Genomic DNA, 14,227 nt, shown 5'->3' on the forward strand with positions numbered 1-14,227 from the left:
GTTATTAACTTGAAAAACGAGAACAAATATGTCTGTAAATAAAGTAATTCTGATAGGGAATGTAGGGAAAGATCCTGAAATAAGATATTTCGATAATGGTAGTGCTGTGGCTAATTTCACTTTAGCAACAACAGAGCGTGGATATACAGCTGCCAATGGCACTCAAATTCCAGATCGTACCGAATGGCATAATATTGTATGCTGGAGAGGCTTGGCTAAAGTTGCAGAGCAATTTGTGAAAAAAGGTACTCAACTATATATTGAGGGGAAAATACGCACCCGGACTTATGACGATCAGAATGGAGTGAAACGCTATGTATATGAAATATATGCCGATAATATGGAGTTACTGGGACGTAGAGGTGATAATAATAATACTCAGAATGGAGGAGAGTATTCTCAACCATATCAGCAACAGCAACCAGCTGCTATGCCAGAACAACAAAATCAGCAATCATCATCGACGCCTTTCCCTGTTGAGGATGAGTCGGATGATTTACCATTTTAATTTTAATAATATATTGAATATTAAAAGCGTAATAGATAAAATAGAATATGGCACGAAATTATTATTTCGTGTTGTATTCTTTTATAGCTTTCTTGTTCTGTTTGTTTCATGCAATAACGACTCTGCTCCTAAGCCTAAGGGATATAGCAGGATAGATTTGCCGGCGAATCAATATATAGAATACGCTACACCTCAATTTTCTTTTAATTATTCAACTTTTGCCAAAATAGAGCCTCTTTTATCGCCTCAAAGCGACGGTATTTGGTTCAATATTTTTTATCCTGCATTTAAGGCTCATATCCATTGTTCGTATTATAATATATCTGCACCGATTTTACCGGATATGATTGAAGATAGCTATCAGTTAGCGTATAGTCATTCGTTAAAAGCAAATGGTATAAACCAAATATTGGTACATAATGCCAATAAACAAACATCGGGTATTGTATACGAAATAGAAGGGAATGTGGCTACACCTGTTCAATTTTTTTTAACCGATAGTGTCTCTCATTTTTTCAGAGCATCATTCTATTACGACATTAAGGTAAAATCAGACTCTGTACAACCCATCAGCCAATACATAAAAGACGACATAGCTGAGCTTATCCGCTCATTTCAGTGGCGATAGTTGAGATATTGCTTTTTCTTCATTTTTCAAAGGTCTTGATTATTGGATCTTTAATATAAACCAGCTTCTGGATAAAAAAATCAATAATTGGTGTATAAAATACATTTATTGTGAGGTTTTTAATCAGAATATTGTATTTTTACTTTTTGTAATACAAACTGTATTTAAATGTAACCCTATTTTTAACAATCATGAAAAAGAACTTTGGTTTATTATTTTTATTTGTCGCTTTATTATCGGCTTGTAACAATCCTAAACAGGAGAGTGTAGAAGACGGGGATATGGTAAATATACAAAACCCCATAATACCCGGATATTTTGCCGATCCGTCTATTGTCGAACATGGAGGAAAGTTTTATATATATGCAACTGTAGACCCATGGGGCGCAAATTTTCTATCATGTTGGGAATCTACTGATTTTGTGAACTGGACATTTAATAAACTTAATTGGCCTACAAAACAAGAGTGTATATCGCCATCGTCGAACAATAATATGGTGTGGGCTCCTTCGGTCGTGAAAAAAGATGACAAATTTTATATGTATGTATCGATAGGCTCGGAAGTATGGTGCGGAAAAGCCGATCATCCGCTTGGACCTTGGGAAAACATACTTGGCGATAAACCTATGATATCTTTCGACGAGTCGAGATATTACCATGTTATTGATGCCGAAGCTTTTATTGATGATGATGGAAAAGCGTATCTATATTGGGGATCGGGTTGGGATTGGAAAAACGGTCATTGTTTTGCCGCAGAGTTAAATGACGATATGGCTACATTTAAAACCGAAAAAATAGAAGTGACGCCCAATCGTTATTTTGAAGCTCCATTTATGATAAAACATAATTCGAAATATTATTTAACATACTCCGAAGGTAAAACAATAGATGAAACATACGAGGTTCGTTATGCCGTGGGCGATTCTCCATTTGGTCCGTTTGAGGAAGCACCTAATAGTCCGATATTAAAAACGACTGATAGCTTAAAGGTTTATGGGCCGGGGCATCATACAATGTTTTCGTATAGCGGTAAAAATTATATGTTATACCATCGACACCGTTTACCTTTTGAACGGGAGGCTGCATATCGTCAGATATGTATGAATGAATTCTTTTTTGATGAAACTAATAGTCAAATAAAAAATATAGTACCAATAAATACTTTGAAATTTCCCAATTTAACATCAGAAGAGAGAGTATATGTGAAGCCTGTGTCAATTTTTGCGAGTTCGGAGAAAACAGTGTATACCAGAGCAGTAAATGTTTTAGACGGGAACTATTCAACACTTTGGGAGGCTGCTAAATACGACAGAGATGTACAGCTTACAGCAGAGTTTGCAGAAGCGGGACAATTCAATAATATATCAATACGTTTCGAATATCCACAAAGGATTTATCTTGTTAAAATTGAAGTGTCGTCCGATAATGAAGACTGGAGGCTTGCAGAAGATTACACTAAAGATGGGATATCAGGTTCGCCTGTAATTGTTACGGTTAAGGATAATACAGATGTCAAATATGTTCGGATATCTTTCGATGCAAAAGGTGATGAACGGCTGGCTATCTGGGACATTAGTTTTTATTGATAAATCATCATTTAACTTTTGACCTTAAACCGACGAAATGATCCAATTTATCAGTGTTTGTGATATGTCTATATACTCTATGAACTAAATACATACTGTTTTGATTTATATTTAAACTTATCTGTTTTTTTATTTTCACATCTTTGTTTGTCTAAATTATTAACAGTGTAATATCTCATTCTTCATGGAAATTAAAAAGTCATTAATCACATTGTGTATAATAACATGTGCTGTTTTTTTTGTTAGTTGTAAATCTGCAAAATCTTCGGAAGGTTCGAAAAAGACGGAAGCTTTGGAAGTATTGAATAAAGCGAATAGCTATTGGCAAACGAATAATAAAGCAGAGAGAGCAAATGCATTTTGGCATCCGGCTGCATACCATACAGGGAATATGGCAGCTTACGAAATAACAAAAAATGAAGCGTATAAGCAATATTCTGAAATTTGGGCCGAAAAGAATAAATGGACAGGAGCTAAATCTAATGATCGTTCGGGATGGAAATATTCTTATGGAGAGTCTGACGATTATGTATTGTTTGGCGACTGGCAAATTTGTTTTCAGGTGTATATAGACTTGTATAACCTTGATAAGGTAAAAGACGAACAAAAAGTAGCTCGAGCCAAAGAAGTCATGAAATATCAGATGTCTACATCCAAAGATGATTATTGGTGGTGGGCCGATGGTTTATATATGGTAATGCCTGTTATGACAAAAATGTATAAGCTTACAGGAGATCAACAATATCTTGATAAATTGTACGAATATTTTTCATTTGCACGTAATTTAATGTACGATACCGACAGCCATTTGTTTTTCAGAGATGCTAAATACGTATATCCAAAGCATAAAACAAAAGATGGTTTGAAAGACTTTTGGGCGAGAGGTAACGGATGGGTGTTTGCCGGATTAGCAAAAGTATTAAGTGATTTACCTGAAAATAATCTCCACCGTGCCGAATATATTCAAATATATAAAGATATGGCTCAGGCTTTAGCTGCATCTCAACAGGAAGAAGGTTTTTGGACTCGTAGCTTGCTTGACCCTAACCATGCTCCGGGATACGAAACCAGCGGCACAGCATTTTTTGTATATGGATATTTGTGGGGTGTAAATAATGGATTTCTTGATAAGAAAACGTATGCATCTGTAATCGATAAATCGTGGGAATATCTGACAAAGACAGCCTTACAACCTGATGGTAAAGTGGGTTATGTTCAACCTATTGGCGAACGGGCGGATCAGCACAAAAATGTAGGTCCCGATACTACTGCCGATTTTGGCGTTGGAGCATTTTTACTGGCTGCATCGGAAATGACTAAATATAAAGACTAATTTATACCTGATTTCTGCACGATTATGAAAAAGAAAACATTGATTTTAGTTGCATTGCTTTTTACAATCCACTCTCAGGCTCAGGATAATAAACAGGATTTATATCCCGATTTTTCGGAACCGAAAGATATTGATGGTTATAATTTAGTGTGGAGCGAAGAGTTTAATTATGCGGGGCAACCTGATACTCTCTTTTGGAATCATGAACATGGCTTTGTGAGGAATGAAGAATTTCAGTGGTATCAGCCTGCTAATGCTGTTTGTGGAGAAGGAGTGTTGACAATACACGGACGGAAAGAACAGATAAAGAATCCTTTATACCGATCTGATTTGGGTAGTAATTGGCGTAACAGGGAATATGCTAATTACACAGCGTCGTCTATAAAAACCGATGGAAAAAAAGAATTTCTATATGGGCGGTTCGAAGTTAGGGCACGTATTCCTGTTGCCGATGGTGCATGGCCAGCTATATGGACTTTAGGAAGCTCTATGGAGTGGCCTTCGAATGGAGAGATTGATATAATGGAATATTACAGGATCGATAACATCCCTCATATTTTAGCAAATGCAGCTTGGGGAACCGAAAGGCGTTACAACGCCAAGTGGAATTCAAAAGCTATCCCATTTTCTCATTTTTTAGAAAAAGATGCCCGTTGGGCTGATAAATTCCATGTGTGGCGTATGGATTGGGATGAAGAGGCTATCTGCCTGTATCTTGATGATGAACTGTTAAACGAAATACCCTTGTCTGAAACACAAAACGGATCGTTAGGCGATTTTCGGAATCCGTTTAAACAATCTCATTATATACTCTTGAATCTTGCAATAGGAGGTATGCATGGAGGAATACCCGACGATTCGGCTTTTCCAGTAAAATACGAAGTAGATTATGTGAGAGTATACCAGAAAAAGCAGTAAAAAGATTTTTATTACTATGAAGAATATATTTTTTACTTTTTTATCAGGTGTTTTTTTTGCCTTTATATTCAATGCGCAAACCATTGCTTCGGAACGTAAATCGAGTTTTAACGAAGATTGGCGTTTTCATTTAGGTAGTACATCTAATGCCGAACAACCATTGTTTAATGATAGTAAATGGCGAAAGTTGGATCTTCCTCACGATTGGAGTATTGAGCCTGTTCCTATTCAGAGAGAAGGCATCACTATAGGCCCTTTTTCTAAAATGACTGAAAGTGGAGCCGGAGGGGCTGATACCGGTCAGACTCTTGGTGGAGAAGGATGGTATCGTAAAATGTTTACCTTATCAGAGGAAGATGAAGGGAAAATTATATCGTTATACTTCGAAGGAGTTTATAATCAGACAGAAGTATGGGTGAACGGAACAAAGGTTAAATATAATCCTTATGGTTATACTTCCTTCAAAATAGATATAACAGATTATTGTAACAGTATTGGTAAATCTAATATAATAGCTGTAAAGGCTGTAAATGTTGGCGAAAATAGCCGTTGGTATTCAGGGTCGGGTATCTATAGGCATGTTTGGCTGATAAAAACAAATAAGTTGCACTTAGACGAATGGGATACGTATGTCGATGCATCTGAGTTGAAAGGAAAGGCTGCAGGTATAAAGTTGCAGACAATAGTATTTAACGCCAGCACAAAAACATCAGATACTCAACTGAATATTAAGATATATTCTCCTGAAGGAAAAGAAGTTTACTCTACGTTTCGGAATATAAATGTAGATGCTTCGGGGCAAGTTCCTGTTTCGCTAAATTTTGATGTAAAAAAGGCGGAATTATGGTCAGTAGAAAGCCCTAAATTATATAAAGCGGAAGTATCTCTGCGCTTCTTGGATGGTTCGGAGGCGGATAAAATAACAATTCCTTTTGGTATTCGGACAATTGAATTTAATGCTACAAAGGGATTTATTCTTAACGGAAAATCTGTAAAGTTGAAGGGAGGCTGTATACATCACGATAATGGGCTTTTGGGTGCTGTAGCAATAAACAGGGCCGAAGAGCGTAAAGTGGAATTATTGAAGGCTAATGGTTATAATGCCGTGAGATGTGCGCACAACCAAGTTTCGGAGGCTTTTTTGGAGGCTTGCGACAATCTAGGGCTATTAGTGGTTCACGAAACATTCGATCAATGGCAAGAGGCTAAACGGGCTCAGGATTACCATCAGTTTTTTGACGAATGGAGTGATAAGGATTTGGCAGCGTCGGTTCGTCGAGACAGAAATCATCCGTCTATAATAATGTGGAGCATAGGTAACGAAATAGCTCAAAGAGCAGATGATCCACAGGGGCAGGATATTGCAAAAAGATTGGTAAATACAGTAAAAAAATACGATAACTCCCGCTACACAACAGTGGGAGCGAACGATTTTTGGGACAGGCGTCATTTTAAATGGGATAATGATATATACAGAGCATTCAACAATGTAGATGTTGCAGGCTATAATTATATGTGGCAAAAATACGAGAGCGACCATGTTTCATATCCCGATCGAGTTATTTATGGTAGTGAATCGTTTCCAAAAGAAGCTGCGCAGAACTGGAATCTTGTAGAAAAATATCCTGCTATAATAGGTGATTTTGTATGGACTGCTATCGACTATTTAGGTGAAGCCGGGCTTGGGCATGCATTGGAGTTGGAACCGGGAGAACGTGATAGTCAGTTTATGGGTTGGCCTTGGTATAATGCTTGGTGTGGTGATATAGATTTCTGTGGAAATAAAAAAATTCAATCATATTATCGTGATATATTGTGGCGCGAGCGCGATATAACTTTGGCTGTGTCTCCACCCGTAACCGAAGGTAAAAAAGAGGTTGTTAATGGTTGGGGATGGACTGATGAACTTTTGAGTTGGAACTGGAAAGGCCTCGAGGGAAAACAAATGAGAGTAAATGTATACAGCCGTGCTCCAAAAGTAAAACTCTATTTAAACGATAGGCTAATCGGCGAAAAAAAAGTATCGCAAGATAATTATACAGCATCGTTTAGCGTTGCTTATGAACCCGGAGTATTGAGGGCTGTGAATGTATTCAAAAACAAAGAAAAAGCTTCAGCTGAGCTAAGAACGACCGGACAAGCTGCTGCTATCAGATTAACTGCAGACCGTGAGTCAATAAAAGCAGATAAAAATGACCTGTCTTATGTGAAAATAGATATTGTAGATAAAGACGGAAATATTATACCCGATACAAACATAGCTGTAGGTATTAAGTGCGAAGGTAAGGGTTCGGTTATAGCATCAGGAAATGCAGCCCCCGACGATATGAAAAGTTTTCGCTCTTTAAATCCGAATGTGTTTAGAGGCAGAGCAATCGCAATTGTTCAACCAAACGGAAAAGCAGGAGAAATAAAGCTGACAGTTTCGGCAGAGGGCTTAGATGATTCGACAATTATAATACAGAGTAATTGATCTATATAACAATATAAAATAAAAGAAGGTGAAAATCGAAATTAAGCACGGAGTATATAACATTGTAATGAAAGGATAGAACCCGAAAATTATTATAAATCAATAACAAAAAAATGAAAAAAACACTATTACTGTTAACTGTTGCAGTTTTGATACTGGGAAGTTGTGCAACTAAAGATAAATTTGAGATAGGAGATAAAACCTTTTTGTTAAACGGACAATCATTTGTTGTGAAAGCGGCAGAGGTTCATTATCCACGTATACCAAGAGAATATTGGGAACACCGTATTCAAATGTGTAAGGCATTGGGTATGAATACCGTTTGTTTGTATATATTCTGGAATTACCACGAAGAAGAGGAAGGGCAGTTTGATTTTTCAGGGCAAAAAGATATTGCAGCCTTTTGTCGTTTAGCTCAGGAATATGGAATGTATGTTATTGTACGTCCCGGTCCATATGTATGTGCCGAGTGGGAAATGGGTGGTTTACCTTGGTGGTTGCTTAAGAAAAAAGATATAAAGCTTCGCGAACAGGATCCGTACTTTATGGAGCGTACTAAAATATTTATGAACGAAGTTGGTAAACAACTGGCCGATCAGCAAATAACCCGTGGTGGTAATATTATAATGGTACAGGTTGAAAATGAGTATGGATCGTTTGGAACAGATAAACCCTATGTTTCGGAAATAAGGGATATTGTTAAAGGAGCAGGGTTTACCGATGTGCCATTGTTTCAGTGCGATTGGAATTCTAATTTCGAAAATAATGCTCTCGAAGATTTAGTTTGGACTATTAACTTTGGAACAGGAGCCAATATTGACGATCAGTTTAGACGTTTGTTAGAGCTACGCCCCAATACTCCGTTAATGTGTAGCGAATTTTGGTCGGGATGGTTCGATCATTGGGGTGCGAAACACGAAACACGCAGTGCTTCGGACTTGGTAAACGGGATGAAGCAAATGTTAGACAGAAATATATCGTTCAGTTTATATATGACACATGGCGGAACCAGCTTTGCACATTGGGCAGGCGCTAATTTTCCTAATTTTTCGCCCACTTGTACGTCGTACGATTACGATGCACCTATAAATGAGTCGGGAAAGACTACACCAAAATACTATGAAGTTCGTAATCTTCTGGCTCAATATTTATCTGAGGGTGAGGTCTTGAGCGAAGTACCCGATTCAATACCTACAATTGCTATACCTGCTTTTAACTTAACGGAAGTTGCTCCAGTGTTTGATAATTTGCCCGAAGCAATTTTAAGTGAAGATGTTAAATCTATGGAGTTTTTTGATATGGGGTGGGGGAGTATCATCTATCGGACAAAACTTAAAGCTTCTAGTGTAAATCAGACTTTAGTAATTACCGAAGCTCACGACTGGTCACAGGTATTTATTGACGGAAAAAGGATATCAACCCTTAGCCGCATGAAGGGGGAAGGTGTTGTTATGTTGCCACCTGTTGCAGAAGGTACAGTTCTTGATATTGTAGTAGAGCCTATGGGACGTATGAACTTTGGTAAGGGTATTTACGACTGGAAAGGTATAACCGAAAAAGTAGAACTTAAATCGCAGGATAAAGGCGAAGTTCTTAAAAACTGGGAAGTATTTTGCTTGCCTTCGAAATACTCGTTTACTAAAGAAAAGAATTATAAGACCGGTAATATAGCCGAAGGAGTTCCTGCATATTACAAAGGGACATTCAACCTTGATAAAACGGGAGATACTTTTCTCGATATGCGCACTTGGAGTAAAGGATTGGTTTGGGTAAATGGTCACGGTATTGGACGTTATTGGGAAATAGGACCACAACAAACCTTATATGTTCCCGGATGTTGGTTAAAAGAAGGGGAAAACGAAATAGTTATTATGGATATGGCTTCTCCATCGGATGCGAAAATAGCCGGACTTCGCCAGCCTATTTTGGATATGTTGAAAGGCAATGGAGCCTATACTCATCGTAAGTTGGGTGAAGAGCTAGATCTTTCGGGCGAAAAACCATTTTATAAAGGAACCTTTAAACCGGGTAATGGATGGCAACAAATTAAATTCGAAAAAAGCGAGAAAATTCGTTATTTTTGTATCGAAGCGCTAAATTCGCATGATGGAGGAAAATATGCGGCAATAGCAGAACTTGAACTTCAGGGCGAAGATGGCAAGAATATATCACGTCAGCATTGGAAAGTACTTTATGCCGATAGTGAAGAAACTAATAAGGCTAATAATATAGCCAGCAATGTTTTTGATTTACAAGAATCGACATTTTGGCATACCGATTATTCTACAATAAATCCTGCTTATCCTCACCAGATTGTTATTGATTTAGGAGAGGAAAAGGTAATTACCGGATTTTCTTATTTGCCCAGAGCTGAGCAAAATAAACCGGGTATGATTAAAGATTACTGTATTTATATGAATATGAAACCATTTAAAAAGTAAAAAGATAAAAAATGAGAAAGAACCTGTTTTTATTTATTGCACTATTTAGTTTACTGACTTTTAGTTGTGGGCAAAAAGCTGCAGATTCGAACAAAGATCTGAAAATGATTGTGTCGGGAGCCGAATGGTTCGATACCGATAGTAACCGGATAAATGCACATGGTGCGGGAATATTGTATCATGACGGTATATATTACTGGTATGGCGAATATAAGGGTGACTCTACTTATTGGAATCCGAAGGTTCCAAGCTGGGAATGCTATCGTACTGAGGCTGGTGGCGTTTCTTGCTATTCATCAAAAGACCTTGTTAACTGGAAGTTTGAAGGAGTTGTTTTAGAGTCTAATTTAACCGATACTTTGTCCGAATTACATCCCTCTAATGTTTTGGAAAGGCCAAAAGTGTTATATAACGATAAAACAAAACAATTTGTAATGTGGCTACATGTTGATAGTCATGATTATGCGAAGGCTGCGGCAGGAGTTGCTGTATCTGATACACCTACAGGGAGTTTCTCTTATTTGGGATCAATGAGACCTAACGACGCAATGAGCCGCGATATGACGTTGTTTAAAGATGATGACGGTCGTGCATATCATGTGTATTCGTCGGAAGAGAACAAAACATTATACATTAGTCTATTAACTGATGATTATCTGAAACCAACAGGAAATTTTACCCGTAACTTTATAGACCAATCGCGCGAAGCTCCGGCTGTATTTAAACGTAAAGGCAAATATTATATATTATCGTCGGGTTGTACTGCTTGGGATCCTAATCAGGCTGAAGTTGCTGTTGCCGACTCTATGATGGGTGCTTGGACTGTAAAAGGAAACCCTTGTACAGGAAAAGATGCTGAAATTACATTTTATGGACAAAGTACACATGTATTTCCTGTAGCAGGCAAAGAAGATGCCTATATAGCTATGTTTGATAAATGGAATAAAACAGACCTGATAAACTCGCGGTATATTTGGTTGCCTGTTGCCTTTGATGAAAATGGAGATATTGAAATTGCTTGGAACGAACAATGGAATCCCGATCAGGTATTTAAATAAATTGAAATAACCAATAATAGGTTTAAGCTAAAAAATATCCGAATGTGAAAACGTTCGGATATTTTGTTTTAAGTAAGTTCTTTTATAATGCTCTGTTTTTATCTATAATAAGGAAATAGCTATCAATAAAAATAGATAGTAAACAGATATTCAAAAAAAATATATTTTTTGTCAGGTATGTCAGGTTTTCTTATTATAAGCTTTTCAGTATTCTGTATAGGGGAGGTAATTCTATATTTGTAGAATTAATAAATATATAAGTGTTCTTTAAAATTGTACTACAGTTGCGCGGAATCGTAGATTCTTTACATACTTTTTGCCCCGTACTGACCTCGCCGTATGTGCGGGGTACCCGCTTAGCGAAGTGAACGCCCGGAACAATTACAAACGAGAAGTGCAGGCTACTCAAAATGAACGAAGGCAAGCATTGGCAAGATGCGCGGCAGTAAGAACTTAAAAAAACAATAAAACTGTCAGATGTGTCAGGTTTTATTATTAATGCAATTTGTAGAGTGTCACAACAAATGGTTAATTCTATGTGAGTAGAATTAATGGGCTTTTATTTCTAATTATAAAAAACACGACAAACTTATTCCATTAAATTTCTACCTTTGTGTTGCTAAATGGTTTGAGAAAACCAATATAATAATAACTTAGAAAGTAAAGTAACAATGAACGAGAACAAAGGACTGGACTTTAAATCCACGACTGACAAAAAATTGTTCATCGAGACATATGGTTGTCAGATGAACGTAGCCGATAGTGAAGTTGTAGCATCTATTATGGAAATGGATGGATATGCTATAACAGAAACAATGGACGATGCCGATGCCGTGTTTATCAATACGTGTTCGGTTAGGGATAACGCCGAACAGCGGGTTATTCAACGCTTAGAGTATATAAATGCTATTAAGCGTAAAAAGAAAAAAGATTTGATTATAGGTGTTTTAGGTTGTATGGCCGAACGGGTAAAAGATGAACTAATAGAAAAACACCATGCCGATGTAGTAGTTGGCCCTGATGCTTATCTTGATTTACCTAATTTAATTGGAGCTGCCGAAAAGGGCGAAAAAGCGATAAATGTACAACTGTCGAAAACCGAAACATATAAAGATGTAATACCCCTTAAGATTGGTGGCAATCATATTTCAGGGTTTATTTCCATTATGCGGGGGTGCGATAAGGTTTGTACGTATTGCATTGTTCCGTACACCAGAGGTCGGGAGCGTAGCCGCGATCCTCAAAGTATTTTAAATGAGTTAGCCAGCTTAAAAGATAAAAACTTTAAAGAAGTCACTCTTTTAGGGCAAAATGTAAACTCGTATCGTTTTGAAAACGAAGATGGAAGCATAACAGACTTTCCAGCATTGTTGAAGATGGTTGCCGAAGCCGCACCAAGTATACGAATACGTTTTACAACCTCGTACCCGACAGATATGACAGATGAGACACTTGAGGTAATAGCTGCATACGATAATCTGTGCAAGTTTATCCATTTGCCGGTGCAATCGGGCAGCACGAAGATGCTGGGAGTGATGAAACGTAAGTATAACAGAGAACAATATTTAGACCGTATAGCTGCAATAAAACGTATTATACCGGGCTGTGGTTTATCTACCGACATAATGTGTGGGTATCATTCCGAAACGGAGGAAGATCATCAGGATACATTATCTTTAATGCGAGAAGTTGGTTTCGATTCGGCTTTTATGTTCAAATATTCGGAACGTCCGGGTACTTATGCCGCAAAAAAACTAACAGATGATATTCCTGAAGAAGTGAAAGTAGCACGCCTGCAAGAAATTATAAATTTACAAAACGAATTATCGGGCGAAAGCAATAAACAGGATATAGGGAAGGTATTTGAAGTCTTAGTAGAAGGGTTTTCAAAAAGATCGAAAGAGCAATTGTTTGGACGATCGTCCCAAAACAAAGTAATAATCTTCAATAAAGGAAACCATAAGATTGGCGAATTGGTAAAAGTGAAGGTGACCGGAAGCACATCGGCAACTTTATTTGGAGACGAAATTTAAATTAAAATCCTTTATTGATACGTATTTCAGGAAAAATAACTAAATTGGAACAATAAACTTGTTTTTTAACTTAAACAAATCTGTGTCTATTATTGTTAAAGTTTTATACACTGTGAAATTTGTTAGAATACTAATTTTAAAACCTCAAGAGTTATGAAAAAGTCAAGTTCTAGTTTGTTGTTTTTTGCAATTGGTGCAGCTTTAGGTGCTGCCGTTGGGTATGTAGTTGCTTCCGATAAAAAAGAAGAATGGCTGAAAAGTGCAAATAATTTGGCCGATAAAATTGTTACCAATATAAAAAATACAGTAGCAAAGGGTAAGCATCATGCTGAAGAAATAGAGGAAGATGCAGAAGGATGATAGAGAAGAAATAAATGACCTGAATAGCCTTTTTTCATCACTAAAGGACGATACGTCGGTTTATGTAGAAAAAAGGCTTAGGATATTTAAATTAAGAGCATACGAAAAAACGTCGATAGCTAGTTCGTATATCGTATACGGAGTGTTGCTTTGTATTGTTTTATTCACGATTTTTATTTTAGGGCTTATTGCTCTTGGCTTTGTGTTTGGCAGTCTATTGGAAAGTTATGCGATGGGATTTGGAGTGTTGATTTTAATTGTTGTTTTAACATTTATATTGATGCTTTTCAGCGCAAAATCAATCAGACGAGTTTTTTCTAATATTATAGTGCGGATAATCAATAAAATAGAAAAAGATGAAGAATAAACTGTCGCCAATAGAGCAGTTGAGACAAGAACGCTTAGAACTAATAGCCGAATGTAAAGAACGTGAGGAGGAAATGTTATATAAAGTATCGTATCTGAAACAAAATTTTGGTTCGCTGCTTTTAGGTTCGGTAATAAATAGTACACGTAGCTCTTTTGGTTCTTTTCTTTCGGGTTTCTCTTCGGGCTGTAATGGCAGTCGACCGGCAATAATCGATAAAATAACGGCCTATGCTCCTATGGTTTTAGGAATGTTGCAACCTATTTTGATAAGTATGATAACCCGCAAAATAAAGTCTTGGTTATTCGGTAAAAAAAATAAAAGCTAAATTCTTATTAGGCTTATTTATATAAGAAATGAGAAGCTTGAATTAGTTTCTCATTTTTATTTTTACTGGTACTATGAAAAATATCTGCTCACTTTTAATACGAGTGTGCATTTTGGACTATCGTTATATATTTTGGTTTGTATTTTTATGAGATTTTGATGATTTTAATTTGTTTTTTATTCGTCAAATCTGAA

At 36.9% G+C, this 14,227-nt stretch carries 12 protein-coding genes; all 12 read left to right on the top strand.

Features of this window, described 5'->3' with window-relative positions:
• The first annotated feature begins 28 nt into the window (after nucleotides 1–28).
• The 12 genes from D0T53_RS02635 to D0T53_RS02690 all read left to right on the top strand — a co-directional run bounded on the left by D0T53_RS02635 (nucleotide 29) and on the right by D0T53_RS02690 (nucleotide 14,033).
• Nucleotides 29–508 (top strand): single-stranded DNA-binding protein, encoded by a 480-nt coding sequence (locus D0T53_RS02635; protein WP_163264797.1) that lies wholly within the window; start codon nucleotides 29–31, stop codon nucleotides 506–508.
• Nucleotides 509–521: 13 nt separating this feature from the next.
• Nucleotides 522–1,136, top strand: coding sequence for a hypothetical protein (locus D0T53_RS02640; protein ID WP_221411484.1), 615 nt, complete (start codon nucleotides 522–524; stop codon nucleotides 1,134–1,136).
• Between the two features lie 191 nt (nucleotides 1,137–1,327).
• On the top strand, nucleotides 1,328–2,722 hold the full coding sequence (locus tag D0T53_RS02645; RefSeq protein WP_163264801.1) for a family 43 glycosylhydrolase: 1,395 nt from the start codon (nucleotides 1,328–1,330) through the stop codon (nucleotides 2,720–2,722).
• Between the two features lie 184 nt (nucleotides 2,723–2,906).
• On the top strand, nucleotides 2,907–4,055 hold the full coding sequence (locus D0T53_RS02650) for a glycoside hydrolase family 88 protein (RefSeq protein WP_163264803.1): 1,149 nt from the start codon (nucleotides 2,907–2,909) through the stop codon (nucleotides 4,053–4,055).
• Between the two features lie 129 nt (nucleotides 4,056–4,184).
• Nucleotides 4,185–4,973 (top strand): family 16 glycosylhydrolase, encoded by a 789-nt coding sequence (locus D0T53_RS02655; protein ID WP_370457778.1) that lies wholly within the window; start codon nucleotides 4,185–4,187, stop codon nucleotides 4,971–4,973.
• A gap of 16 nt (nucleotides 4,974–4,989) precedes the next feature.
• On the top strand, nucleotides 4,990–7,446 hold the full coding sequence (locus D0T53_RS02660; RefSeq protein ID WP_163264807.1) for a glycoside hydrolase family 2 TIM barrel-domain containing protein: 2,457 nt from the start codon (nucleotides 4,990–4,992) through the stop codon (nucleotides 7,444–7,446).
• 113 nt (nucleotides 7,447–7,559) lie between these two features.
• Complete coding sequence (locus D0T53_RS02665) at nucleotides 7,560–9,887, top strand: beta-galactosidase (RefSeq protein ID WP_163264809.1); 2,328 nt, start codon at nucleotides 7,560–7,562, stop codon at nucleotides 9,885–9,887.
• An 11-nt stretch (nucleotides 9,888–9,898) separates the two neighbouring features.
• Entirely contained in the window at nucleotides 9,899–10,945 is a 1,047-nt protein-coding gene (locus D0T53_RS02670) for a glycoside hydrolase family 43 protein (protein WP_163264811.1), read from the top strand.
• A gap of 671 nt (nucleotides 10,946–11,616) precedes the next feature.
• Nucleotides 11,617–12,978 (top strand): tRNA (N6-isopentenyl adenosine(37)-C2)-methylthiotransferase MiaB, encoded by a 1,362-nt coding sequence (miaB, locus tag D0T53_RS02675; RefSeq protein WP_163264812.1) that lies wholly within the window; start codon nucleotides 11,617–11,619, stop codon nucleotides 12,976–12,978.
• Between the two features lie 153 nt (nucleotides 12,979–13,131).
• Nucleotides 13,132–13,338, top strand: coding sequence for a YtxH domain-containing protein (locus D0T53_RS02680; protein WP_163264814.1), 207 nt, complete (start codon nucleotides 13,132–13,134; stop codon nucleotides 13,336–13,338).
• Nucleotides 13,325–13,705 carry a phage holin family protein gene (locus D0T53_RS02685; protein WP_163264816.1) on the top strand — a complete coding sequence of 127 codons (381 nt, stop codon included), beginning with the start codon at nucleotides 13,325–13,327 and terminating at the stop codon, nucleotides 13,703–13,705. The genes D0T53_RS02680 and D0T53_RS02685 overlap by 14 nt, the downstream gene beginning before the upstream one ends.
• Nucleotides 13,695–14,033, top strand: coding sequence for a hypothetical protein (locus D0T53_RS02690; RefSeq protein WP_163264818.1), 339 nt, complete (start codon nucleotides 13,695–13,697; stop codon nucleotides 14,031–14,033). The genes D0T53_RS02685 and D0T53_RS02690 overlap by 11 nt, the downstream gene beginning before the upstream one ends.
• Nucleotides 14,034–14,227 lie beyond the last annotated feature (194 nt).

It is taken from the genome of Dysgonomonas sp. 216 (genome assembly GCF_010501065.1).
Classification (GTDB): Bacteria; Bacteroidota; Bacteroidia; order Bacteroidales; family Dysgonomonadaceae; genus QVMM01.

Excerpts from the sequence above, each read along its gene's own strand:
- D0T53_RS02645 (WP_163264801.1), top strand. The coding sequence starts at position 1,328 with ATGAAAAAGAACTTTGGTTTATTATTTTTATTTGTCGCTTTATTATCG.
- D0T53_RS02650 (WP_163264803.1), top strand. The coding sequence starts at position 2,907 with ATGGAAATTAAAAAGTCATTAATCACATTGTGTATAATAACATGTGCT.
- D0T53_RS02680 (WP_163264814.1), top strand. The coding sequence starts at position 13,132 with ATGAAAAAGTCAAGTTCTAGTTTGTTGTTTTTTGCAATTGGTGCAGCT.
- D0T53_RS02665 (WP_163264809.1), top strand. The coding sequence starts at position 7,560 with ATGAAAAAAACACTATTACTGTTAACTGTTGCAGTTTTGATACTGGGA.
- D0T53_RS02685 (WP_163264816.1), top strand. The coding sequence starts at position 13,325 with ATGCAGAAGGATGATAGAGAAGAAATAAATGACCTGAATAGCCTTTTT.
- D0T53_RS02690 (WP_163264818.1), top strand. The coding sequence starts at position 13,695 with ATGAAGAATAAACTGTCGCCAATAGAGCAGTTGAGACAAGAACGCTTA.
- miaB (WP_163264812.1), top strand. The coding sequence starts at position 11,617 with ATGAACGAGAACAAAGGACTGGACTTTAAATCCACGACTGACAAAAAA.
- D0T53_RS02660 (WP_163264807.1), top strand. The coding sequence starts at position 4,990 with ATGAAGAATATATTTTTTACTTTTTTATCAGGTGTTTTTTTTGCCTTT.
- D0T53_RS02635 (WP_163264797.1), top strand. The coding sequence starts at position 29 with ATGTCTGTAAATAAAGTAATTCTGATAGGGAATGTAGGGAAAGATCCT.
- D0T53_RS02670 (WP_163264811.1), top strand. The coding sequence starts at position 9,899 with ATGAGAAAGAACCTGTTTTTATTTATTGCACTATTTAGTTTACTGACT.